Consider the following 21,569-nt stretch of genomic DNA (forward strand, 5'->3'; position numbering starts at 1 on the left):
AGCCAACCATGACCATAGCCACCGCCTACCGCTTGCCACACGATCTCGACGAGGGGGCACGCACCGTCGCGACGGAGGCGTTGGAACTGTCGATCGTCATGCCGTGCCTCAACGAGGCGGAGACGCTCGCGCGCTGCATCCGCAAGGCGCAGAGCTTCCTGGCGTCCAGCGGCATCGCCGGCGAGGTCGTGATTGCCGACAACGGCTCGATCGACGGATCGCGGCAGATCGCCAACGCGATGGGGGCGCGCATGGTGGGCGTATCGACGCGCGGCTATGGTGCGGCGCTGATGGGCGGCATCGCGGCGGCACGCGGCCGCTTCGTCATCATGGGCGATGCCGACGACAGCTATGATTTCGAAACCCTCATCCCGTTCGTCACCGCGCTTCGCAGCGGCGGCGAGCTGGTGATGGGTAACCGTTTCCGGGGCGGAATCGCCCCCGGCGCGATGCCGCCGCTCCACCGTTATCTCGGCAATCCGGTGCTGAGCTTCCTCGGCCGCCGGTTCTTCCGCTCCGCGATCGGCGATTTTCATTGCGGACTGCGCGGCTTCGATCGTGAAACGATCATGGGACTCGGCCTGCGGGCGACCGGGATGGAATTCGCCAGCGAGATGGTGGTGAAGGCCGTGCTGCACCGGCTCGACGTGCGCGAAGTGCCGACGACGCTTTCACCCGACGGGCGCAGCCGCGCGCCGCATCTTCGCACCTGGCGCGACGGCTGGCGTCATTTGCGCTTTCTACTCACCTATGCGCCGCGATACCTGTTCGTCTGTCCGGGCATCGCCGCGGCAGGGTCGGGTGCGCTGGGTGTGGGCGTGCTCGCCACCGGCAGCATAGCCCTGCGCGGCGTCGAACTCGGCGCCACCACGATGCTGTTCGCTGCGATGTCGATCCTGCTGGGCAGCCAGCTCGTCGGTTTCGGCATCCTCGCGCGGCTGTACGGCACGGCCAGCGGATTGTGGCCGACCAGCCCTACCGTCGAATGGTTTCGCGCCCGCTTCAGCGTCGAACGCGGATGCATCGCGGGTGCGGCGCTGACCACATTCGGCCTTGCGATCACGCTGGGGCTGATCGGACAATGGGGACGCAACGGATTCGGCCCGATGGAGCCGGTTCATCTGATGCGTATGGCGATCCCGGCGATGCTGGCCACCGTGCTCGGCGTGCAGACGGTGTTCACGAGTTTTCTAATTGGACTGATCGATCCGCAGCACGATTGATCGGCGATCGACCGGAAGACGCCGGCGGATGTTCCGCCGGCGTCGTCGCATCATCGCGACAGGATCGTCACGAAATGCAGCTTGCGATCGAACAGCCAGGAAAACGGCCGTGGATAGAGCGCCAGCCGCGTACCGAAGGCCGACGCGCCCAATCCCAGCCTATCCCAGATCCGCGCCCATTCGCGCGACGACAGATAATTATAGGGCAGCCGCACGCCATGGGCCGCATTGCCGACCCAATCCATGAAGCGCAGCGTCGCGTTGGCGGCGATCCCGTCGCGCAGGTGATCCTTCACGACCACGACCTGCGCCACCCGCGCGATCTCGGCGAGCACCGCCTCGGGATCGTCGGTGTGATGGAGCACGTCGATCACGATGGCGGCATCGAACGTACCGTCATCGAACGGGATATGCCGCCCATCATAGCCATGGACGGGGATCGCGGTTTCGGGCCGGACCAGCACGTCGATGCCCTCGATCGCGAGATCGGGGCGCAGCTGCATGATCCGGACGGCCAGATCGCCGCTGCCGCATCCGACGTCGAGCACCCGCGCGTCACGGGGCAGCCGGTCCGCCAATGCAGCGGCCAGCCGGCGAACGCGCCGCCCGAAGACCAGTTTATCATGCACCTTGCCGAGCATCGTTCGCGTCTCCCTATGATCGGGAAACCGATATCAGCCGATCCGATGATATCTGGTTAACGCCCCGCTCACCGATCCCGTCGCCCGAGCAGCCGCAGCCGCAGCGCGTTCAGCTTGATGAAGCCCGCCGCGTCGCGCTGGTCATAGGCGCCCTGGTCGTCCTCGAACGTCACGACCTTTTCCGAATAGAGCGTGTGCGGCGATTTGCGGCCGACCACATAGACGCCGCCCTTGTAAAGCTTCAGGCGCACCGTGCCCGAGACCTTTTCCTGGCTATGGTCGATCGCGGCCTGCAGCATCTCGCGTTCGGGGCTGAACCAGAAGCCGTTATAGACCAGCTCGGCATAACGCGGCGCGAGTTCGTCCTTCAGGTGCGCGGCACCGCGATCGAGCGTGATCTGTTCGATACCGCGATGGGCCAGGTGATAGATGGTGCCGCCCGGCGTCTCGTACATGCCGCGGCTCTTCATGCCGACGAACCGGTTTTCGACCAGATCGAGCCGGCCGATGCCGTGGGTGCGTCCATAATCGTTGAGCCTGGCCAGCAGCGCGGCGGGGCTCAGCCCCTCGCCGTTGATCGCAACGCCGTCGCCGCGCTCGAAATCGATCGTGATATATTCGGCCGCGTCGGGCGCGTCCTCGGGGTTGCTGGTGCGCGAATAGACGTAATCGGGCACCTCGTCCCACGGATTTTCCAGCACCAGCCCCTCGGACGAGGTGTGGAGCAGATTGGCGTCGGTCGAGAACGGCGCCTCGCCGCGCTTGTCCTTGCTGACCGGGATCTGGTGCGCCTCGGCGAATTCGATCAGCTTCGTGCGGCTCGTCAGGTCCCATTCGCGCCACGGCGCGATCACCTTGATGTCGGGGGCGAGCGCGTAATAGCCGAGTTCGAAGCGGACCTGGTCGTTGCCCTTGCCGGTGGCGCCATGGCTGACGGCATCGGCGTTCACCATCCGCGCGATCTCGATCTGGCGCTTGGCGATCAGCGGCCGCGCGATCGAGGTGCCGAGCAGGTACAGCCCCTCGTAGAGCGCGTTCGAGCGCATCATCGGGAACACGTAATCGCGCACGAATTCCTCGCGCAGATCGTCGATGAAGATGTGCTCGGGTTTCACGCCCATCATCTCGGCCTTGGCACGGGCGGGCTCGAGTTCCTCGCCCTGGCCCAGATCGGCCGTGAAGGTGACGACCTCGCAGCCGTAATTCTGCTGCAGCCATTTCAGGATGACGCTGGTGTCGAGGCCGCCCGAATAGGCGAGCACTACCCGCTTGATGTCGTCGCTCATGGAAATCGGTCCTCGGGCTGCGAAAGAGTCGCCCGCGCCCCTATGCGCAGTCGCGCGTGCGTGCAACGCTCCTGCGCCGACGCGCTCGCGCGTTCACCTCGCATACAAGCGTCGGGCCGCAGGGCCGATGCCGTCCTTTCAACGGAGTTTCCCATGCGCCTCGTCCCCGCCCTTCTCGCCGCCGCCGCGCTCGCCTCCCCTGCGCTCGCGGTGGAAACGCGCGCATCGGCCGCCGCCAAGTTCAAGGCCGAGTTCGCCGCGACCGACACCAACCACGACGGTTCGCTCAGCCGCGCCGAGGTGCAGGCGCGCACTGCGCAGATGAAGACGGGCCAGGCCAATGTCGATCCCACGCATGCCAAGCGGCTGGCCGATCTGTGGTTCGACAATGCCGATGCCAACAAGGACGGCAAGGTGACGCTGGCCGAGGCGCAGGCACTCTTCGCCAAGATGATGGACAAATATGACCGCAACCGCAACGGCCAGATCAGCGCGAACGAAGGCGCCGCCGCCAAGGCCGATCTCGCGCGCGGGCCCCGCTGAGGGGGGCCGCGCGGCGCCGGCTATTCGATGCCGTTACCCTGGTCCGTTCGCCCTGAGCCCGTCGAAGGGCCTGTGCCGAAAGCGGCGTTGCGCCTGCGGCGAGCGTGCTTCGACACGCTCCGCACGAACGGATCTCGTGATCCTAGGCTTGGCGCAGCGCGGCCTCTCCCGCGATCATGTAATCGCGGGTGACGGGCAACGCGGTGCGGCTGCGCGAGAGCTGCACCTGATAGTTGCAGAGGCCCCCGTGCCGGAACGCCGCGCCCGCACCCGCCAGATAGAATTGCCACATCCGGAAGAACCGCTCGTCGTACAGCGCGACGATGTCGGCCCTGGCGGCCGTCGTCCGGTCGTACCAATGGTCGATCGTCCAGGCATAATGGAGCCGGAGCACCTCGATGTCGGTCGGGAACATCCGCAGCCCTTCATAGCCGCGCACGATCTCCGACAGCGCCGGATTATAGCCGCCCGGAAAGATGTATTTGGTGGTGAAGTCGTCGGTGATGCCGGGGCCGTTCATCCGCCCGATCGTGTGCATCAGCATCACGCCGTCGTCGGTCAGCAGGTCGCGGCACTGGCGGAAGAACGCCTTGTAGTGCGCCGGGCCGACATGTTCGAACATGCCGACCGAGACGATGCGATCGAACCGGCCGGTGACGTGGCGATAGTCGATCAGTTCGAAGCGCACCTTGTCGGCCACGCCCGCCGCCTCGGCACGGGCGCGCGCCACCTTCAACTGTTCTTCGCTGAGCGTCACGCCCAGCACCTCGGCGCCGGTCTTGGCGTGAAGATACAGCGCCATCCCGCCCCAGCCGCAGCCGACGTCGAGCACGCGCATGCCCGGCCGCAACGCGAGCTTGGCGGCGATATGCGCCTTCTTGTCGTCCTGCGCCTGCTCCAGCGTGTTCGCCGGATCGGTGAAATAGGCGCAGCTATATTGCCGGTCGGCATCGAGGAAGAGATCGTACAGACGGTCGGACAGATCGTAATGATGCGCCACGTTACGCTTCGAGCGGCGCGCCATGTTGATCCGGTTCAGGCGGTGCGTGACCGCGGCCACGCTGCGCCGCAAGGGATTGGCCGCGAGCGCGTCCGCCCCGGCCTCCCAGGGATCGTTCGCGGTGAGCAGGTTGACGAGATCGCGGATGTCGCCGCGCTCGACCACCAGGCGGCCGTCCATGAACGCCTCCGCCGCACCCAGCGCCGGATGGCGGACGATGAAGCTCGCCGCGCCGCGATCGGTGAAGCGGATCGCCACGTCCGGAAAAGCGGGATCGGGCGTGCCGAAGCGGAGTGTCTTGCCATCGGCATGCGTGACGGTGAGTTGCCCGCGCTTGACGCGGCGGGCGAGGAAACGATCGATCAAAGCCATTGCGGACCCGACTAGCGCCTAGATTCCAGCATACCAATCGTAATCGACATTGTCCTCCCAATAGCCGCCCTTGCCGCCACCGATGCCGTCAAGGCTGGCGACCGCCTTGATCTCCATGATATATTTGGATTGTTTGTAACCGAGCTGGCGTTCGACGCGCAGGCGCAGCGGGGCGCCGTGCACCACCGACAAAGGCTGGTCGTTCATCGCCCAGGCCAGGATCGTCTGCGGATGGAAGGCGTCGATCAGATCGATCGAATCATAATAGGTGCCGCCGAAATCGGCGCAGATGCACACGATGTAGCGCGCGCTGGCGCGCACCGCCGCCGCCTTCAGCAAGGTGCCGAGCAGCGGCCCGTGCCATTTGCCGATCGCGCTCCAGCCCTCGACGCAGTCGTGCCGGGTGATCTGCGTGCGCGCCGGCAGGCTGCGGATCTGCGCGAGCGACAGCGACAGCGGCCGATCCACCAGCCCGTCGATCCGGAGCCGGTAGTCGGCGAAATTGTTCGCCACCAGCGCGTCATATTGCGGCGTGCCGGGATTTTGCGTGCCGTTGCCGCGAAAGATCGGCGACATGTCCGCCGCGGTGAATTCGGGGGCGAGCGCGCCGCGGCCGCCGAAGCGCGTCTGGAGGCTGCGTTGCAGCACGCGGTTCGCGGTCTCGCCGGTGAACAGGAGTTTGCGCGCGGCGGGGATCTGCGCCACCTGGTCGCAGCCCGCGAGCAGCAGCCCGGCGCCGCCGACCAGCGCGGTCCGACGGTCGATCATGCGCCATGCTCCCGGTGCGGGGGTTCGTCGGGCACGCGCCACCAGCCGGTGAGGATCGAGCGCAATTCGTTGCCCGCCCCCGCCAGAATCACGAGCACGAGGTGGAGCACGGCGAAGCCGCCGACCGCACAGGCGCAGATGAAATGGATCGAACGCGCGGACTGGCGCCCGCCGAAGATGTCGAGCAGCCATGGCCAGGCCGCGTCCATGCCGGGCGAGAGCGCGAGCCCGGTGAAGATCATCAGTGGGATCAGCCCGAAGATCACGACGGCATAGGCCAGTTTCTGAAGGATGTTGTAGGCGATCGGGCGATCGGGATCGTGGAAGCGGAACGCCAGATGCGCCTTGACGTCGGCCCGGAGATGGCGGGGCGCGAGCTCGCGCGCGCGGATCGTCAGGTCGCGCTGGAAATGGCGGTTGAGAAGCCCCGCCACCAGAAAAGCGAGCAGCGAGAAGGCCAGCACCAGCGCGAAGAACAGGTGCCAGCGCCGCGACAGCGCGAGATTGTAGGTCGTGGGAATGGTGATCCAGCCGGGCATGAACGGCGGATTCGCCCAGGCGTGATCGAAATTGGCGCCATATTTGCCCCAATAGAGATGCGGATGCGCGTTCGAGATGCCGAGGCCCGATCCAAGCAGGATCAGGATCGCCACCGCATTCGCCCAATGCCAGAGCCGCGTCGCCAGGCGATGCCGGTGGACCAAACTGCCGGGGGTCGGGGGAACGTCCATGCCTGTCCTTCGCTTCTGGCCACAGCATAGCAGGAACGAACCGCATGACCGAATGGCATTTCTACGAGCCCGCGCAAGGCCATGGCCTGCCGCACGATCCGCTGAACGCGATCGTCGCACCGCGGCCGATCGGCTGGATCAGCACGGTCTCGAAGGACGGCGTCGCCAATCTCGCGCCCTACAGCTTCTTCAACGCGCTGAACTACAGCCCGCCGCTGATCGGCTTTTCCTCGATGGGCTGGAAGGACAGCGTGGCCAATGCGGAAGCGACGGGCGAGTTCGTGTGGAATCTGGCCACCCGCCCGTTGGCCGAGGCGATGAACGCCAGCTCGGCGGGCGTCGACGCCGCGGTGGACGAATTCGCGCTGGCGGGGCTGGAAACGGCGCCCTCGCGCCTCGTCGCGCCCCCGCGCGTGGCGGCGAGCCCGGTGAGCTTCGAATGCCGGCTGACGCAGTTGATCCGGCTGGAGACGAAGGAGGGTCGCGCGCTCGACCAGTGGCTGGTGATCGGCGAGGCGATCGGCATCCATATCGACACCGCGATGCTGGAGGACGGCGTGTACCAGACGGCGCGCGCGCGGCCGATCACGCGCGGCGGCGGCCCGGCCGATTACTTCGAGATCACCGAGGATGCGCTGTTCCGAATGCGCCGGCCGGGCTGATCGTGACGGCTGCGCAACCGCAGGGCGGATCGCGGCGTTGGAAGGTCGAACGGAGATCGCCTATGCGCACGCAGTTGACGGGATTGTTGGTGGCCGCGCTGGCCCTGTCGGCGTGCCACAAATCGACCGAGGATACCGCCGCGGCCGGCAATGCCGCAGTGGCGGCCGGCTTCGTGCCGCCCGAGGTTAAGCCCGCCACGCCGCTGCCCGGCCAGACGCAGACCACGCCGATCACCGCCTATGTCGGCCACTATCCGTCGGATGCGGTGGACGGCGTGGCGTTCTTCGATCGCACCGAAGTGGCGAGCGCGCTCAACGGCGCGGTGATCGACCCCAAGGTGCGCCGGATCATCGTGAACGGCGGCGGACCGCAGACGCCGATCTTCGCCGATCGCGGACGGATCGCGAGCTGGGGCTGCGAGGCGCATGATTGCGGCGACCATGATTGGACGCTCTTCGTCGATCCCAAGACACGCAAGGGCGAGGCCTGCTATCACGACGCCGCGACGATGGGTGCCACCTCGCGCTGGTATGCGGGCGCGGCGCCGGCGACCCGCGCCGGCGATTGCCCGTCGGGCGACGGCGCACCGCGCGATCCCGCCCGCGCCGGAGCCGCCAACGGCAGCGCCGCGGCGGCCGGCTGATGCTGGAACATATTCCCGGCTGGCTCGGCCAGGCGCTCTCGGGCTGGCGCGCGGGCGCCGATACGCTGGCGATCGCCAAGCTCGGCAACGGCTTTGCGACGTTCGGCCTGACGAGCCCCGCCTTCGCCGACGGCGCGCGCCTGCCCGAACGCTTCACCGCGGACGGCGCGGGGGTCTCGCCGCCCCTGATGTGGGAGGCGCCGCCCGCCGGCACCGCGCGGCTGGCGCTGCTCGTCGAGGATGCGGACGCGCCCGCGCCTTCGCCACTGGTGCATGCGATCGTCTGGGGCCTCGCGCCCGATATCGGCCGGCTGGCCGAAGGCGCGATCGTGGCGGACGGCGACGGCGATTCATCCGGCCGCGATGTCGGCCGCAATTCGTTCCTGCGCGAGGGCTGGTTGCCGCCCGATCCGCCGACAGGGCATGGCACGCATCGTTATGCCTTGCAGCTTTTCGCGCTGGGTGCAGGCGCGGCCGATCCCGGCGCGACCCCCGGACGGTCGGCGCTGGTCGAGGCGATGCAGGGGCATGTGCTGGCCGCCGCGCTGCTGATCGGCACCTATTCGCGGGGCGAAGCGGTGCCTGCGGGGCCGATCGGTGCGGGCGTACCCGCCTGACGGTTCAGCCGAGCGCGGTCCCGCCGGTGCCGAACAGGACGAGGATGGAGGTCGCGAACGAAGCGAGGGCGATGAGGAGCGTGGGGCGCATCGGATATCTCCCGGACAGGCTCGGCGCTCAGGCGACCGGGAGGACGGGGACGGCGGCGCTGACGAACAGCGCGGCGAAGACGAGCGCGCCCGACAGCGTGAGGGCGAAGCGTTGGGCGGCGGCGAAACGGAGCGACATGGTGGGTTCCTTCGGCTTCTGCCACCGGATCATCCGGTGACCCCAGACGCTTTGCAGGCCCCGTGCCAAATCGCTAAATGGCTGGTTTCGCTCGTTTCTTTGTTTTGGCGGGATCGATAGTGGCGATTTCCGCCATCTTCGTCCATGAAATCGCGCCAGCTTGTGGCGCGTTCGTTCAGCCGGCGCTCACGCGATCCCGGCCGGCAGCCTTGGCCGCATAGAGCAGCCGGTCGGCGCGGGCGAAGGCGGTTTCCGCCGTCTCGCTCTTGCGCACCGCCGTCACGCCGGCGGAAAAGGTGACCTCGCCCAGCGGCTGGCCGGTTTCGCGGCTGCGGAAGCGCTTGCCCGCGATCTCGCCACGCGCCGCATCCAACACCTCGGCGGCCTGGGCGAGCGCGACGCCGCGCAGCAGCACGGCGAATTCCTCGCCGCCATGGCGCACCACCAGATGGCCTTCGCACATTTCGGTCAGCACCTTGCCGATCGCGCTCAGCACGCGGTCGCCCACCGCATGGCCGTGCGCATCGTTCACCTGCTTGAAGCGATCGACGTCGATCACCGCCAGACACCACGGGCCGTCGCTCGCATCGCGTGCCGCAAAGGCTTCCTCGAACGCGCGCCGGTTGGGCAGGCCGGTCAGCGCGTCGTGCCGCGCGGCGTTGCGGGCCTCGGCCAGCTTGCTGCGCAACGCCTCGGTTTCGCGCGTCGCCTGGGCGAGCCGGCTTTCGGTTTCGCGGACGCGGGCGACCATCGCGCTCGCGACGCGCGCGATCCGCTCGATCCCCGCCTGTTCCTGGGAGCGCTGGATCGACGCGGCGCTCTGCGCGAGATCGGCGCCGAAATCGCGCGTTTCTTCGCGGATCGCCTGCATCATCGTGGCGAAGCCATCCACCTGCGCCGCGGTTTCGGCGACGAGACGCTCCGCCTCGTCGTCACCCGGCGCGCGCGCGCGGACGGGCGGCTGGCGGGTCGAGACCGATCCGCCGAGCCGCTCGATATCCTGGCGCGTCAGTCGCACGCCATCCAACGTCAGCCGTGCCACCGCCTGCCCCACCAGGCTCTCCGGATCGGCGAGCGCGGCATAGGCGAAGCGGTAATGCTCGGGCTCGGCACTCAGCCCCTGGGTCGCCAGAAACAGGCCGATGCGATCGTACAGATCGTCCGCCTCCTTTGGCCGTCCCTGCGCCTTTCCCATCGCTCCCTCCGTTCCCCCTGCCCTGCTGACACGAAATGGTTAGGATAAGATTGCCCGCGCGCCGTAAATCCTCAGCGGTGGGTGATCTTCTCCACCGCCGCCAGCGTCATCGCGACGTGATCGGCCGGGTTCATGTCGTCGTGCACGAACGCCACCTTGCCGTCGGGGGCGATCACATAGCTGGTGCGCGTGGTGGCGTCATGGCCCATCACCTGGCGGCCGAGGCTCACGTCATAACCCTTGATGACCGCAGGCCCCGCGCTCGCCACCGCGAACTTGCCCGCGCATTTCTCGGCGGAGAATTTGACCAGCGTGTCGACCGGATCGCCCGACATGCCGATGACCGTCGCACCCGCCTTCTGGAACTGCGGGATCGCATCGGCAAAGGCGTGCGCTTCGGCGTTGCAGCCGCCGGTATAGGCCGCCGGGAAGAAATACAGCACGACCGGGCCCTTCTTCAGCTGGTCGGCGAGATGGACGCTGAACACCTTGCCCGCGATCGCGCCGCGCGTGGTGAAATCGGGTGCCTTGGCGCCCGGTGCGAGCGTTGCCATGGCGGGGGCCGCGAGCAGAAGGGCGGCGAGCAGGGTCAGGCGGCGCATCGGGGACATCCTTGTATGATCGAGCCCCATCCTAGCGCGCGCCGCGGCGTTGCGATAGGCACCGGCGCATGCCCGTTTCCCGCGCCGACATCGAACTCGCGCTCCGCCTCGCCGATGCGGCGGGTGCCGCGATCCGCCCCTATTTCCGCGCCGAACAGGGGCTGGAGATCAAGGCGGATCGCTCCCCCGTCACCCGCGCCGACCGCGAGGCCGAGGCGGCGATGCGCCGGCTGCTCGACGCCGAGCGATCGGGCGACGGGATCGTGGGCGAGGAATATGGCGAGAAGCCGGGCATCACCGGGCGGCAATGGGTGCTGGATCCGATCGACGGCACGCGCAGCTTCACCGTCGGCCGGGCGATCTTCGGCACGCTGATCGCCCTGGTGGAGGATGGCTGGCCGGTGCTGGGCATCATCGACCAGCCGGTGCAGCGCGAGCGCTGGCTGGGCGTGGCGGGGCGGCCGACGACGCTGAACGGCGTGGCGACGCGGACGCGGACCTGCGCGCAGCTCGACGGCGCGATCGTCGCCACCACCAGCCCGCATCTGTTCGGCGAGGGCGACGTGCCGCATTTCCTCGCGCTCGTGGCCGCCGTCTCGGGCGGGCAGCCGCGCCAGGGACCGGTCTATGGCGGCGATTGCTACAATTACGGGCTGCTCGCGAGCGGCCATCTCGACATCGTGTGCGAATCCGGCCTGCAACTCTATGATTTCGCCGCGCTGGTGCCCGTGGTCGAGGGCGCGGGCGGGCGGATGTGCGACTGGAACGGCGATCCGCTGACCGCGGCGAGCGCGGGCCATGTGCTCGCGATCGGCGATCCGGCGCGCACCGACGACGTGCTGGAGGCGATCCACGGCGTGCACGACCAAGACGCCGTGCCGCGGGCAGGCTAGTCCATCCCCGCCCGCAGCGCCGCCGCCGCCACGAAGGGGCCACCCGCCAGCAGCAGCAGCGACACCGCGGCGAGCAGCTTGATCGCGCCCGCCCCGCCATCGATCGCCCCCGCGCCGAAGATCAGCAAAGGCACCGCGAGCGGCAGCATCACCAGCCCGGCCACCGCCCCGGCCGGACGCAGGCCAGCCACCAGCGCACCCGTCGCCACCGCCAGCGCGGCGAGGCCGGGCGTTCCGATCGCCAGCCCGATCTCGACGCGCGCGAGCGTCGCGCCCGGCAGCCCCAGCAACCCCGCCGCGATCACCGCCGCCAGCATCAAGGGCGGCCCGAAGCTCAGCCAATGCGCCAGCGTGCGCGCAGCGGCGACGAGCGCGAGCGCGATCCCGCGCACCGCGAACTGGTCGATTACCCCCGCTTCCAGGTCCGGCGCGAAAAGGCGGTCCACGGGAAGCAGCGCCGCGAGCAGCGCCGCCGCCCAGATCACGCCGCCGCCGACCCGCGCGAGCAACGCCGTGTCCGGCCCGACTGCGAAGGGGAACAGGATCGCGACGAGCAGGAAGAAGGCGATCGGCCAGCCCGCCCCGCCGCCGGCCCAGGCGTGGCGCAGGTCGCGCCCGACGAGCGTGGCGAACGCCCTCATCCGAGCCGCACCGCCGTCGCGCCGGGCAGCGCCATCGGCAGGTGCGTCGCCACCATGACGGCACCGCCCGCCGCGCGATGGCCCGCGATCAGCGCCTCGACGAGCGCCAGCCCGGGCGCATCGAGGCCGTTCGCGGGTTCGTCGAGCAGCCACAGCCACGCGTCGCCGGCGACGATGCGCGCGAGCGCGGCACGACGGCGCTGGCCGGTCGAAAGCAGCCGCACCGGCACCGCGGCCAGACGATCGAGCGCCAGCGCCGTCAGTGCGGCCTCCCCGGCATCGAGCCGCGCCCAAAATCCCAATGCGTCGCACAGCCGCCGTTCGGGATCGAGCGCATGGCGTTCGTCCAGCAACGCGACGCCGCCCTCGCATCGCGCCTGCCCGTGCGATGGCGCGAGCAGACCCGCCACGATCCGCAACAGGCTCGATTTGCCCGCACCGTTGGGGCCGGTCACCAGCACCGCCTGGCCTGCGCCGAGCGCGAGGTCGAGCCCTTCGAACAGCGTCCGGCCGCCCCGCGTGCAGGCGACGCCCGTCAGGGCCAGCGCGCCGTGCCGATCGGTGAAAGTCGCTTGCCCCGCCATCCCCGCCGCCATACCCGTGGCGTCGCGGCCACGGCAAGCGGGCGAGCGAGGGGAGGCGAACGGTGATCGAGGCGCTGAACGAGACGGAACGGGCCGAGGCGCTCGATGGACTGCCCGACTGGGATTATGACGAGGCGCGCGACGCGATCACGCGCGACGTGGTCTTCGCCGATTTCGCCGAGGCGTTCGGCTTCATGGCGCGCGTCGCGCTGATCGCGGAAAAGGCCGACCATCACCCGGAATGGACGAACGTGTGGAACCGCGTGGCCATCCTGCTGACGACGCACGATGCCGGCGGCCTGTCGCCGCGCGACATCGAGATGGCGACCGCGATCGACGCGATCCTCGACCGCTAGCGCCGCCGCTGGCGCATGCGCTTGCGCAGCGATCCGGGCATCCAGCGCGCGGCGAACGCCAGCCGGTGGGCGGTGCGGCCGACCAGCGTCTGCAGCCGATCGCCGTGGACCGCGTCCCATGCGGCCTGCGCCACGCGCTCGACCGGGGTGATCTCCATGCCGGCATCGCTCACCACGGTGCGGATCGAGCGGTTCGAGCCTTCGGGCGGCGCGTCGATCAGCGGCGTGTCGATAAAGGCGGGCACCAGCCCGCGCACCTTGATCCCGTCCGCGGCCCATTCTCCGTCCAGCGCCTCGGTCAGCGCGCGCACCGCGAATTTGGTGGCGGAATAGGTGGCGAGCCCGGCCGAGCCATAGATCGCCGACGCCGATGCGGTGTTGAGCAGGCACGAGCCCGGCGTCCGCGCCAGATAGGCATGGCCGATCCGTGCGCCGTTCAGCACGCCCATGAAGTTGATCGCGACGACCCGGTCGATCGCGTCGAACGGCGCCTCGGCGAGCGGCCCGCCGAGGCCGATGCCGGCATTGTTGAACAGCACGTCGAGCCGCCCCGTCATCGCCGTGAACGCGTCCAGCGCCTCGACCCAGGCATCGCGGTCGCGCACGTCCATCACATAGGTGGTCGCAAGGCCCTGGGGGATCGTCGCGGCGGTTTCGACGAGCATCGCCGGGTTCACATCGGCGAGCGCGACGCGCCAGCCGCGGCCGGCGAACAGTTGCGCGGTGGCCCGCCCGATTCCCGATGCGCCGCCGGTGATGAAGATCGCCCGTTCGTTCGCCATGATCTCTCCTCTTTGCGCGCAGCATGCGCGGGGCCGGCCGCGCTGTCGAGGGTCAGGCGGGCAGCGTCAGCACGACGCGCAATCCGCCGAGTCCGGCCGCGGGTTCGAGCGTGAGCGTGCCGCCGTTCAGTTCGGCCAGCTCCACCGCGATCGGCAGGCCGAAGCCATGCCCATCGCCGCGCTCGTCCAACCGGCGGCCGGGCACCAGCGCCTCGACGCGCGCGCCCTCGTCGAGCCCCGCGCCGTCGTCCTCGATCGCCAGCACCATGACGGCATCCGCGCGCACCGCCGCGATCCGCACCGCGCCGCGCGCGTGGCGCCAGGCATTGTCGAGCAGATTGCCGAGCATCTCGTCCAGATCCTGCTGGTCGACCGCGACCGTCAGATCGTCCGCCACCGCGATCGTCGCCGTCACCGCGCGATCGGCATGGATGCGCGCCAGCACCGCCGCCAGATCCGCGACGGCGGGCCCCAGCGGGGTGCGCACGCGCTGCCCGCCGCCGGGCGCGGCGGCACGGGCGCGGCCGAGATGATGGCGAACCTGCGCGTCGATGCGCGCGACCATCCGCCCGAGCGTACCGTCGGGATCGCGCCCCTCCTCGGCCAGTGCCAGCCCCAGCGCGGCAAGCGGCGTCTTCAGGCCGTGGGCGAGATTGGCGACATGACGCCGGGCATGGTCGAGCCGCTCGCTATTCTGGTCGATCAGCGCATTGAGCTCGGCGGCAAGCGGTGCGATCTCGGCGGGCTGGTCGGCGGGGATGTGCCGCGCCCGCCCCGCGCGCACCGCGCCCAGCGAACCGGCGAGCCGGCGCAGCGGGCGCAGCCCCAGCCGCAACTGGAGCGCGGTCGCGGCCGCCAGCCCCAGCCCCAGCACCGCCAGCGACGTGAGCAGCGGGACCAGCGCCTCGTACAAGGGCGCCAGCGCGATCCGCGCCGGGGCATTGGCGGCGATCGTCACCGGTCCGGCGCCAGTCGCGACCGTCACGCTGCGCAGATGGACCCGCTCGCCCCCCAGCGCCCGCGCCTCGCCGGGATGCGGACCGCCATGTCGCCGGGGCCCCGGGCCGTCCGGCGCCTGCGCGGGCGGCACATCCGCCGCATCGCCGCGCACCCAGTGGCGCGTGGGCGAATCGACGCGCCAGCCCCAGCCCGGCTCGGCATCGGCGAAGGCCGGCAGGTCGACGATCCGACCGGGCATCAGCACGCCGTCGGGGCGCACCGCGCGCGCGAGCATCCCGGTCTCGGCATCGAGCTGCTGGTCGAGCCCACGTACCACGAACCGTTCGAGCACGCGCCCGATCGCCACGCCCGCAAAGGCCAGCGCGATCAGCGTCGTGATCGCGGAAATGCCCAGCAGCCGGCCGTAGAGCGACCGCGGCACGATCCTCACGCCCAGATCCTCACGTCCAGCCGTCCGCGGTGAGGCGGTAGCCGCGCCCACGCACCGTCTCGATCAGCGTCGCGCCGATCTTGCGGCGCAGGCGGCCGACGATCACCTCGATCGAATTGGAATCGACGTCCGCATCGCCTTCGTAGACGCGCTCGATCAGGTCGGCGCGCTCCACCACCACCTCGCGGCGCAGCATCAGTTGCGACAGCACGCGCCATTCGAAGGCGGTGAGCTTCAGCGGCAGCCCGTCCAGCTCGAACGTGCCGAGCTGCGCATCGAACGCGAGCGGACCGCAAACGACCCTGGCCGATGCATGGCCTGCCGCGCGGCGCACCAGCGCGCGCAGCCGCATCACCACCTCCTCGATGCGGAACGGCTTGGTGAGGTAATCGTCGGCCCCCGCCTTGAAGCCCTCGACCTTTTCCGACCAGCCGTCGCGCGCGGTCAGGATCAGCACCGGCAGGTCGCGCCCAGCCGCGCGCCAGCCGCGCAGCACCGCGATCCCGTCGCGCTTGGGCAGGCCGATGTCGAGCACCGCGGCGTCGTAACGCTCGGTCTCGCCCAGATGCGCGCCATCCTCGCCGTCGGTCGCGACATCGACCGCGAAATTCTGCGCCCGCAGCGCCCGTGCGAGCCCGTCGCCGAGCGCGGCATCGTCCTCCACCACCAAGATGCGCATGGCCGTCCTCCTGCCCCGACCGCTATCGCCCCCGGCCAAACCGAAGCTGAACGGCGCGGTTCAGTGGGGGTCGGGATGGCAGCGATAGAAGGGCATCGTCAACTCGAGGAGTAACCATCATGACCGATCCGTCCCGCTCCATCCGCCCCCGCTCCATCAGCCATCGCCTCGGCCGCCGCGGCACGATCGCCGCGGTCGCGGCCGGCATGCTCGTCCTCGGCGGGGGCGCCGGGGCGCTCGCGGTCGAGGCGACGCGGCCCAGCGTCACCATGGCGCCCGCCACCCCGGTCGCGATCCGCTCGCTCAGCGACGACGGCATCGTCACCATCCGCGGCCGCGTCGTCGAGGTCTTCGGCAACAAGTTCGTGATGGCCGATTCCACCGGCCGCGCGCTGGTCGATACCGGCCGCCAAGGCGAGAATGGCGGGCTCGTCCGCCCGAGCGAGGCGGTGACCGTGCAGGGCCGGTTCGATCGCGGCTTCCTCCATGCCGCCTTCCTCGTCGGCCCCGATGGCAAGGTGACCGCGCTGGAGCCGCTCGGCGGGCCGCATGGCCGCCACGGTCCCCATGGCGACGGCCCGGATCACGGCCCCGGCCCCGACGACCGCGCCGCGCCGCCGCCACCGCCCCCCGCAGCGGTCGCCGCACCCTCGGTGACGCCTGTCGCGACGGCGGTGCCCGCCACGCGCTGAGTTACCGGTTTGACCAGCCCTCGGCCATCGCCCATGCTTTCGGGCGATGGCAGACCCGCAAGGCCCCGCGATCGCCTTCGAGGGCGTGACGAAACGCTTCGGCGAGGGCGCGCCCGCGGTCGATGGCGTGTCGCTGGCGATCGCCGGCGGCACGTTCGTCGCGCTGGTCGGCACGTCGGGATCGGGAAAATCGACGCTACTGAAGACAATCAACCGGCTGGTCGTGCCAAGCGCGGGCCGCGTGACGATCGACGGGGTCGATGTCGCCGCCGGCCCCGCGCCGGCGCTGCGCCGTCGGATCGGCTATGTCTTTCAGGAGATCGGCCTGTTCCCGCACATGACCGTCGCGGAGAATGTGGCGATCGGCCTGCGCATCGCCGGCCGTGCCGACGCGCCGGTGGAAGCGCTGCTCGAACAGGTCGAGCTGCCCCCCGCGCTCGCCGGGCGCATGCCCGGCCAGCTTTCGGGCGGCCAGCGCCAGCGGGTGGGCATCGCGCGCGCGCTGGCGCCGGGCGGCCGGCTGCTGCTGCTCGACGAAGCGTTCGGCGCGCTCGATCCGGTGACGCGCGACGCGCTCGGCCGGTCGATCCGCGCGCTGCACGACCGGCTGGGGCTCACCACCATCCTCGTCACGCACGACATGGCGGAGGCGCTGCTGCTCGCCGACCGCGTGCTGGTGATGAAGGCCGGGCGGATCGTCGCCGATGAAGCGCCGGCCGCGCTTCTGTCGGGCCGGGGCGGGGATGCGGCGCAGGCGCTCGTCGCGGTGCCGCGCGACCAGGCGGAACGGCTGCGGGAGCGCACGCCGTGAGCGCGTTCTGGGATGCCATGGCGCGCGTGCCGCCGCTGCTCGCCGGACATGTGCTGCTCGCCGGCAGCGCGCTGCTGCTCGGCATCGTTATCAGCCTGCCGCTGGGTATGTGGTCGGCGCGGCGGCCCGCGGTCGCGCGGGTCGCGCTGGGCTTTGCCAGCCTCGTCCAGACCATCCCCAGCCTCGCGCTGCTGGCGCTTTTCTATCCGCTGCTGCTGATCCTCTCGTCGCTGGTCGGCGGCGGCATCCCCGCGCTCGGCTTTCTGCCGTCGCTGATCGCGCTGACGCTCTATGCCTTGCTCCCGATCCTGCGCAACGGGGTCGCGGGGCTGCACGGGCTCGATCCCGCGGTGATCGCCGCGGCGGATGCGGTGGGGATGACGCCCGCGCAGAAACTGCGCCTGGTCGAGGCGCCGCTCGTCGCCCCCGTGCTGATCGCGGGCATCCGCACCGCCGCGGTGTGGACGATCGGCGCCGCCACGCTGTCGACCACGGTCGGCTATGCGAGTCTCGGCGACTTGATCTTCGCGGGGCTCCAGACCCAGGCCTGGGCGCTGGTGCTGGCCGGCTGCGTCGCCTCCGCGGCGCTCGCGCTCGCGGTCGATCTGCTGATCGGGCTGATCGAGCGCGGGCTGACGGAGCGGCGGCGCTGGATGATCGTCGCCGGCGTGGCGGCGCTCCTCGGCGGCGCGCTGCTGTCGACCGCGCCGCTCTGGGCGCACCGTGCCGGATCGCGCGACATCGTGGTGGGCGCCAAGAACTTCTCGGAGCAATATATTCTGTCGCGCCTGATCGGCGACCGGCTCACGCGCGCGGGCTACCATGTCACTTATCGCGACGGCCTGGGCTCGGCAGTGATCTTCGGCGCGGTCGCGAGCGGTGCGGTCGACGTCTATGTCGATTATGCGGGCACGATCTGGACCGCGGAGATGAAGCGCACCGACGTGCCCGATCATGCCGCGATGGTGGCAGCGATCCGCGACTGGGCGGCGCGCGCGCACGGCGTCGCGCTCGTCGGGCCGCTCGGTTTCGAGAACGCCTATGCCTTTGCGATGCGCGAGGGGGATGCGCAGGCGCGGGGGATCGCGACGCTCGCCGATCTGGCGCGCGCCTCGCCCGCGCTGCGGCTCGGCTCCGATCTCGAATTTCTCGACCGGCCCGAATGGGCGGCGGTGAAGCGCGCCTATCCGATGCGGTTCGCCGCGACGACGCCGTACAGCCCCACCTTCATGTACCGCGCGCTGGAGAGCGGCCGGGCGGATGCGATCTCGGCCTTTTCCTCCGACGGGCGGATCGCCGCCGATCACCTGCGCGTCCTGAGCGATCCCGCACGCGCGATCCCCGGCTATGACGCGATCCTGCTCGTCGCACCCGCGCATGCGCATGATGCTCGGCTGCTGGCGACGCTGCGCCCGCTCGTCGGGCGCGTGCCGGTGGCGGCGATGCGCGCGGCGAACTACCGCGTCGACCGCGACGCCGACAAGCAGAGCCCGGAAGCGGCCGCGCGCTGGCTAGCCAGGACGATCGGCCTCTAGAAGAACAGCTTGCGGATCGTGAAGCGCACGGTGCGGCCGAGCGGATCGAGATAGTCGGGCTGATAGCTGACCGGCGTCGCCCCCGTCGCGTCGGTCACGCGCTGGCGGCTGTCGAGGATGTTTTCGACCGACAGGCTGAGCCGCATGCCACGCACCCAGGGGTGCGCCTTCAGCAGATCGAGCCGCTGTCCCAGATCGGCGAACAGGCGCAGATTGGCGGTGGCGAGCCCGCCGAAGTTGAGCGTCTCCGGCGCGGCCGTCGTGCCGCCGTTCACGCGCGTGCCGCTGGCGTAGTTGACCGACAGCCGCGCCCCCAGCCCGTTGTTGGTGATCCCGGCCTGGCCTTCCACCTCGTGGCGCGCCTGGCCGCCGCCCGATCCGACGGTGTCGCCGTTCAGCAGATCGAGCGAAGGGCCGCCCTGCTGCACGAGCACGCGATCGGTGAAGTGCCAGGTGTGATAGACCGCGAACTGGATCCGCCCACCGCCCTGCCCGCCACGGCCACCGGGACCGCCGCCACCACCACCGAAGCCGCGCCCGCCGCCGCCGCCAGGGCCGCCGCCGCCGGGACCACCACCACCGGGCCCACCGCCGCCCGGGGCTCCGCTCGGCCCGCCACCGGGCGGCGGCCCCTCGCCGCCCGGCCCGCGCTCGCCCGGCCGTCCGGGAAAGTTCAGCCCCGCAAAGGGATTCGGGCCGAGCCCGGCGCGGAACGCCGCGATCTCCTTCTGGATCTTGGATTTGAGCGGGTGCGAGAAGTTGATTCCCCAGCGCAGTTGCGAGCTGCGGCTTTCGGCGAAGTTGATCGGGCGCGAATCGACGCGGAGCAACTGCCCGTCGGCGTCGCGCGTGAAGCGGCCGGGGAACGCCGCCTCGATCGCTGCGGTGGCGCTCGGGAAGGAGGCGATCGGATTCTCGATCCGGCTCGCCACATAATCCGCGGTGAGCGTCAGGTCCTTCGCCTTCCACGGCTTCAGCGTCATCGAGATCTTGGTGACGTGGCGATCGTCCGCGACGAGATTCGGGTTGCCGCCGGTCAGCGTCGTGACGGTCGCGGTGGTACCGGCGATATAGTCGAACACGCGGACATTGGGCGTCGTCACCTGCGGGTTGCCGAGCTGCGCCGCGGTCGGCGCCTCGTCCTGATCGGTGTGCGAGACGAGGAAGCGCAGCGCCTCGATCGGCGACCAGTTGGCGCCATAACCAAGCGTCTGGAGCGTGCCGAAATCGGAGAGATGGTCCTCCGCCAGGTTGAAGTTGGCCGACAGATTGCCGACCGCCGACAGGAAATTCTTCGACCGGCTGGTGATCGGCACGTCGATGTTCACCTGGCCGTTGACGATGTCGCGCGACACGTCGCCGCTCTGCGTCAGGCCTGAGCGATAGGAGCGGCTGGTGAAATCGCTCGCCGACGCGCCGACGCGCACGCTGGTGCCGATCGCGCCCGCTGGCAGATCGAACAGCGTGCCGTTGAACAGCGCATCGGCGCCGCCGACATTGGAAGTGGAGCGCGCGCTGTTCACGCCGAGCGCATCGAAGTCGCCGACGTTCAGCGGTCCGCGCGGATTGGCGGTCGGATCGCCCGCGTTCAGCCGCGCCTGATAGGCGCTGGCATCGAATCCGGTGGCGGTGAAGGTCTTGCTGTCGACCCGGTCGTAATTGCCCGTGAGCGACCAGCGCCAATGGCCGAGATCGCCGTTGAACGTCGTGCCGGCGTGATAGGTGATGGCCTCGTTCGTCTGCGTCAGCGGATCGGTGCCGAGCGTCCGCACCACGGTGCCGGTGCCCGCCGCCGCGAACGGGCTCGTGGCGGGCACGGTGAGCGCGACGGTCGGCAGGCCGAAATCGCCGACCCCTTGCGTCGCCTCGATCCGGGCGTTGAGCGTCGCGCCGATCGTGCCGAAAATGTTGCGCGCGAGGACCGCATTGGTGCTGAAGTCGCGCGCCGAGGGTAGCAGCGTGCGATAGGGGCGCTGGTCGACGCCGTCGAACGTGGTGCCGGCGACGGGCGCGATATCGCGCTCGGCTTCGGTGAGCGCCGAGCTCTCCGTATAATTGACGTGCAGGTTCAACCGCTTGTCGCGCGCGATCTGGAGCAGGTCGATCTGCCCCTGCGGCGTGTTGCGGCCCCCGGCGGTGGCGAGCGTGTCGTTCAGTTCGGGCGTGGCCGCGCGGAAGCGGCGGCGCAGCACGATGTTGACCACCTTCTGGTCGGCGCGATAGCCATATTTCAGCGCGACCTCCTCGGGCAGGATCTCCGCGCGGGCGATCGCCTCGGTCGGGATGTCGCGGATCTCGGCGAAGCTCGAAATGCGGCGGCCGTTGAGCAGCACGACGGGCGCTCCGCTGCCGCGGCCGCTGGTCGTCTGCGGCGACAGCTCGTTCAGCAGGTCCGCGATGGTGCTCACGCCATAGGAGCGGATGTCGGCGGGCCCGAGCACCTGATCGGGGGTGATGTCGCCGATCACCGATCCGGGCGGCGTGCGCGTGCCGCGGACGATGATGTCGGGCTCGTCCGTCGCCTCGTCGGCGGGCGTGGCGCGGGTGGGCGATGTGGTCTTGGGCGCACCGGCCTGCGCCGCCGGCACGTCCTGCGCGGCGGCGATGCCCGGCGCGACGCCCAGCGCCGCGATCAACCCGATTTCGAAACGCATGTTCACCCCTTCACCCGCGCGGCCCGATCCTCCGCGAAC

The 21,569-nt window shown here is 70.0% G+C and carries 23 protein-coding genes; 10 read left to right on the top strand and 13 right to left on the bottom strand.

The features are described from left to right. Nucleotides 1-8: 8 nt before the first annotated feature. Nucleotides 9-1,223, top strand: coding sequence for a glycosyltransferase family 2 protein (locus L8H00_RS07040; RefSeq protein ID WP_242096535.1), 1,215 nt, complete (start codon nt 9-11; stop codon nt 1,221-1,223). Nucleotides 1,224-1,273: 50 nt separating this feature from the next. On the opposite strand, the gene L8H00_RS07045 is transcribed toward L8H00_RS07040, so the two are convergent. Together L8H00_RS07045 and L8H00_RS07050 are read right to left on the bottom strand one after the other, a co-directional pair. Next, nucleotides 1,274-1,864, bottom strand: a complete 591-nt coding sequence (locus L8H00_RS07045; protein WP_242096536.1) for a class I SAM-dependent methyltransferase — start codon at nt 1,862-1,864, stop codon at nt 1,274-1,276. A gap of 68 nt (nt 1,865-1,932) precedes the next feature. Beyond that, nucleotides 1,933-3,150: an argininosuccinate synthase gene (locus L8H00_RS07050; protein WP_242096538.1), complete on the bottom strand. Its 1,218-nt coding sequence runs from the start codon at nt 3,148-3,150 to the stop codon at nt 1,933-1,935. Nucleotides 3,151-3,303: 153 nt separating this feature from the next. Here L8H00_RS07050 and L8H00_RS07055 point away from each other — a divergent pair, with 153 nt between their 5' ends. Further along, complete coding sequence (locus L8H00_RS07055) at nt 3,304-3,693, top strand: EF-hand domain-containing protein (RefSeq protein WP_242096539.1); 390 nt, start codon at nt 3,304-3,306, stop codon at nt 3,691-3,693. A gap of 142 nt (nt 3,694-3,835) precedes the next feature. Here the strand turns inward: L8H00_RS07055 and L8H00_RS07060 are convergent, their stop codons facing one another. The 3 genes from L8H00_RS07060 to L8H00_RS07070 are packed head-to-tail and all read right to left on the bottom strand — an operon-like array spanning nt 3,836 to nt 6,564. Beyond that, nucleotides 3,836-5,065, bottom strand: coding sequence for a cyclopropane-fatty-acyl-phospholipid synthase family protein (locus L8H00_RS07060; protein WP_242096542.1), 1,230 nt, complete (start codon nt 5,063-5,065; stop codon nt 3,836-3,838). Between the two features lie 18 nt (nt 5,066-5,083). Continuing rightward, nucleotides 5,084-5,833 carry a molybdopterin-dependent oxidoreductase gene (locus L8H00_RS07065; protein WP_242096543.1) on the bottom strand — a complete coding sequence of 250 codons (750 nt, stop codon included), beginning with the start codon at nt 5,831-5,833 and terminating at the stop codon, nt 5,084-5,086. Continuing rightward, nucleotides 5,830-6,564: a cytochrome b/b6 domain-containing protein gene (locus tag L8H00_RS07070; RefSeq protein WP_242096544.1), complete on the bottom strand. Its 735-nt coding sequence runs from the start codon at nt 6,562-6,564 to the stop codon at nt 5,830-5,832. Before L8H00_RS07070 ends, L8H00_RS07065 begins: the two co-directional genes overlap by 4 nt. A 44-nt stretch (nt 6,565-6,608) precedes the next feature. Between L8H00_RS07070 and L8H00_RS07075 the strand changes: the two genes are divergently transcribed. The 3 genes from L8H00_RS07075 (at nt 6,609) to L8H00_RS07085 (ending at nt 8,487) form a co-directional block, all read left to right on the top strand. Then, a complete protein-coding gene (locus L8H00_RS07075; protein ID WP_242096545.1) occupies nt 6,609-7,226 on the top strand; it encodes a flavin reductase family protein in 618 nt (205 codons plus the stop codon). A gap of 62 nt (nt 7,227-7,288) precedes the next feature. After that, entirely contained in the window at nt 7,289-7,870 is a 582-nt protein-coding gene (locus tag L8H00_RS07080) for a hypothetical protein (RefSeq protein WP_242096547.1), read from the top strand. Then, complete coding sequence (locus L8H00_RS07085; protein ID WP_242096548.1) at nt 7,870-8,487, top strand: YbhB/YbcL family Raf kinase inhibitor-like protein; 618 nt, start codon at nt 7,870-7,872, stop codon at nt 8,485-8,487. Before L8H00_RS07080 ends, L8H00_RS07085 begins: the two co-directional genes overlap by 1 nt. Before the next feature lie 404 nt (nt 8,488-8,891). On the opposite strand, the gene L8H00_RS07090 is transcribed toward L8H00_RS07085, so the two are convergent. Both L8H00_RS07090 and L8H00_RS07095 read right to left on the bottom strand, forming a co-directional pair. Then, on the bottom strand, nt 8,892-9,911 hold the full coding sequence (locus L8H00_RS07090; RefSeq protein WP_242096551.1) for a GGDEF domain-containing protein: 1,020 nt from the start codon (nt 9,909-9,911) through the stop codon (nt 8,892-8,894). A gap of 71 nt (nt 9,912-9,982) precedes the next feature. Further along, nucleotides 9,983-10,513: a peroxiredoxin gene (locus L8H00_RS07095; protein WP_242096552.1), complete on the bottom strand. Its 531-nt coding sequence runs from the start codon at nt 10,511-10,513 to the stop codon at nt 9,983-9,985. A gap of 68 nt (nt 10,514-10,581) precedes the next feature. On the opposite strand from L8H00_RS07095, the gene L8H00_RS07100 reads away from it, so the two are divergent. After that, nucleotides 10,582-11,406: an inositol monophosphatase family protein gene (locus tag L8H00_RS07100; protein WP_242096554.1), complete on the top strand. Its 825-nt coding sequence runs from the start codon at nt 10,582-10,584 to the stop codon at nt 11,404-11,406. Here L8H00_RS07100 and L8H00_RS07105 read toward each other — a convergent pair. After that, nucleotides 11,403-12,047: a heme exporter protein CcmB gene (locus L8H00_RS07105; RefSeq protein ID WP_242096556.1), complete on the bottom strand. Its 645-nt coding sequence runs from the start codon at nt 12,045-12,047 to the stop codon at nt 11,403-11,405. The two genes, L8H00_RS07100 and L8H00_RS07105, sit on opposite strands and share 4 nt — an antisense overlap. Then, nucleotides 12,044-12,631, bottom strand: a complete 588-nt coding sequence (gene ccmA / locus L8H00_RS07110) for a heme ABC exporter ATP-binding protein CcmA (protein WP_242096557.1) — start codon at nt 12,629-12,631, stop codon at nt 12,044-12,046. Before ccmA ends, L8H00_RS07105 begins: the two co-directional genes overlap by 4 nt. A 62-nt stretch (nt 12,632-12,693) precedes the next feature. Here ccmA and L8H00_RS07115 point away from each other — a divergent pair, with 62 nt between their 5' ends. Beyond that, complete coding sequence (locus L8H00_RS07115; protein ID WP_242096559.1) at nt 12,694-12,987, top strand: 4a-hydroxytetrahydrobiopterin dehydratase; 294 nt, start codon at nt 12,694-12,696, stop codon at nt 12,985-12,987. Here the strand turns inward: L8H00_RS07115 and L8H00_RS07120 are convergent. The 3 genes from L8H00_RS07120 to L8H00_RS07130 are packed head-to-tail and all read right to left on the bottom strand — an operon-like array spanning nt 12,984 to nt 15,838. Next, complete coding sequence (locus L8H00_RS07120) at nt 12,984-13,769, bottom strand: SDR family oxidoreductase (RefSeq protein WP_242096561.1); 786 nt, start codon at nt 13,767-13,769, stop codon at nt 12,984-12,986. The two genes, L8H00_RS07115 and L8H00_RS07120, sit on opposite strands and share 4 nt — an antisense overlap. Before the next feature lie 52 nt (nt 13,770-13,821). Next, nucleotides 13,822-15,159: a HAMP domain-containing sensor histidine kinase gene (locus L8H00_RS07125; protein WP_242096563.1), complete on the bottom strand. Its 1,338-nt coding sequence runs from the start codon at nt 15,157-15,159 to the stop codon at nt 13,822-13,824. Nucleotides 15,160-15,169: 10 nt separating this feature from the next. Continuing rightward, nucleotides 15,170-15,838, bottom strand: a complete 669-nt coding sequence (locus L8H00_RS07130) for a response regulator transcription factor (protein WP_242096565.1) — start codon at nt 15,836-15,838, stop codon at nt 15,170-15,172. Between the two features lie 119 nt (nt 15,839-15,957). Between L8H00_RS07130 and L8H00_RS07135 the strand changes: the two genes are divergently transcribed. The 3 genes from L8H00_RS07135 to L8H00_RS07145 are packed head-to-tail and all read left to right on the top strand — an operon-like array spanning nt 15,958 to nt 18,876. Next, entirely contained in the window at nt 15,958-16,530 is a 573-nt protein-coding gene (locus L8H00_RS07135) for a hypothetical protein (protein ID WP_242096566.1), read from the top strand. Nucleotides 16,531-16,576: 46 nt separating this feature from the next. After that, on the top strand, nt 16,577-17,341 hold the full coding sequence (locus L8H00_RS07140) for an ATP-binding cassette domain-containing protein (protein ID WP_242096568.1): 765 nt from the start codon (nt 16,577-16,579) through the stop codon (nt 17,339-17,341). Beyond that, entirely contained in the window at nt 17,338-18,876 is a 1,539-nt protein-coding gene (locus tag L8H00_RS07145; protein ID WP_242096570.1) for an ABC transporter permease/substrate-binding protein, read from the top strand. The genes L8H00_RS07140 and L8H00_RS07145 overlap by 4 nt, the downstream gene beginning before the upstream one ends. Here the strand turns inward: L8H00_RS07145 and L8H00_RS07150 are convergent. Then, nucleotides 18,873-21,530, bottom strand: a complete 2,658-nt coding sequence (locus L8H00_RS07150; protein ID WP_242096571.1) for a TonB-dependent receptor — start codon at nt 21,528-21,530, stop codon at nt 18,873-18,875. The two genes, L8H00_RS07145 and L8H00_RS07150, sit on opposite strands and share 4 nt — an antisense overlap. Between the last annotated feature and the right edge of the window lie 39 nt (nt 21,531-21,569).

Origin of the sequence: Sphingomonas sp. CROZ-RG-20F-R02-07, assembly GCF_022662335.1 — a bacterium.
Lineage (GTDB): Bacteria > Pseudomonadota > Alphaproteobacteria > Sphingomonadales > Sphingomonadaceae > Sphingomonas.